The sequence below is a fragment of the Clostridium sp. J1101437_171009_A5 genome, from assembly GCF_015547905.1.
GTDB lineage: Bacteria > Bacillota > Clostridia > Oscillospirales > Oscillospiraceae > Pseudoflavonifractor_A > Pseudoflavonifractor_A gallinarum.
Map to the genome: position 1 here is coordinate 1 of NZ_JADMVY010000038.1, position 1,632 is coordinate 1,632.

The window sequence follows — 1,632 nt, forward strand, 5'->3', positions numbered from 1 at the left end:
TAGGGCTTACTGAACAGTGGGAAAAAGCTCGGAAACCATTGAAAATACTAGGAAAAACAGGGGTAATGCGGTAAAATATCTGCAAAGGGATTCAGAAGTTTGAAAGAAAAAGTTTGCAGGTGATGAAGATGTATCGGCACGAAGATTATGACCAGCTTAAGATGGAGATGCCCTTTGGGGTCACATTGCGTGAGGATAACCGGTGGGTAATCCTCAGCAAGAAGTTCCCTTGGAAAGAGATTGACCGGGAGTATCAGGAACATTTCAAGAGCAGTGAGGGCCAAGTGGCCATTCCATCTCGTCTGGCCTTCGGGGCACTGTATATCCAGGCCGAGGAAGGCTACACAGATGAACAGACCAGACGAAATATCCAGGAGAACCCGTATCTGCAGTACTTCTGCGGATTTGAGTGCTATACCATGGACTCGCCCTTCGACGCATCCATGATGACACATTTCAGGAAGCGTATTTCTCCTGAGATGATTCAACGGATCAACGATCTGGTTTTTGCGCCAGAAGCAGTTGCCAGCATGGATAACCCCGAAGAAGATGATTCCGTAAATCAGGAAGACAGTGAGGACACTCTCTCGGCACAGCCGACAGAAGAAACTGAGAACCGTGGAACGCTGATTCTTGACGCGACCTGCTGTCCGGCAGATATTCATTATCCGACGGATGTCGGGCTGCTGAACCACGCCCGGGAGCTGGTAGAAAAGATGATCGATTTGCTGTATCCTTCCGCCCGTGATCTGTACCCCGAGAAGCCACGGACCTATCGCCAGCAGGCTCGGGAAAGATATTTGGCATACACCAAGAAGCGCACCCATACTGTACGAGAAACGCGGATGGTTCTCCGCGGGAATTTGCAATATATCCAGAGGGATATCGGCTACATCGAGAAGATGGTGGCCCACGGCGTGTCCTTATCGCTGTTGGGGGATGACCTTTACAGGAAGCTGTTGGTGATCCAGGAACTCTGCCGCCAACAGTGGGACATGTATGTGCGGAAGAGTCATCAGATAGAAGACCGCATCGTCAGCATCGATCAGCCGCACGTTCGCCCTATTGTGCGCGGTAAAGCGGGATGTCCTACTGAGTTTGGTGCCAAAGTCATAGTAGGTCTTGTGGGTGGTTACGCTTTCCTGATGAAGGCTGACTGGAAAAACTACTCTGAGAGCAGAAGTCTGCAGCAGGTCGTTGAGGAATATAAGGAGACCTTTGGCTTCTATCCAAAGACGATTCTGGCAGACCGGGCTTATCCCGGCAGAGAAAATCGGCTTTGGTGCACCTCGCTGGGGATCCGTCTTTCAGGTCCCAGGCTGGGACGGAAGTCGGCAGAGGAGAAGCAGGCAGAAAGCAAACAGATCTACCAGGATGGCTGCGACCGCGTCGTGATTGAGGGAACATTTGGTGTCGTCAAGCGCCGATATAGCTTGGACCGGGTCATGACTCGTTTGCCCGACACTTCCATGACCTCAATTGCGATGGGCTTCTTTGCCGCAAATATGGAGCGCAAACTACGTCTCCTTTTTGCGCCTGACTGCGGTTGGGCTCTGGACTACGATTTTGACCTCGGCGAGCTGGTCATTTTTCCGAGATTTCCAAATGTTCCAGCCATTCAGTAGACCCTAA

The 1,632-nt window shown here is 51.3% G+C and carries 1 protein-coding gene; it reads left to right on the forward strand.

Annotated features, from left to right (window positions below; genetic code table 11):
- The first annotated feature begins 122 nt into the window (after positions 1-122).
- Positions 123-1,625 (forward strand): IS5 family transposase, encoded by a 1,503-nt coding sequence (locus I2C21_RS17390; protein WP_286167348.1) that lies wholly within the window; start codon positions 123-125, stop codon positions 1,623-1,625.
- The last annotated feature ends 7 nt before the right edge of the window (positions 1,626-1,632 follow it).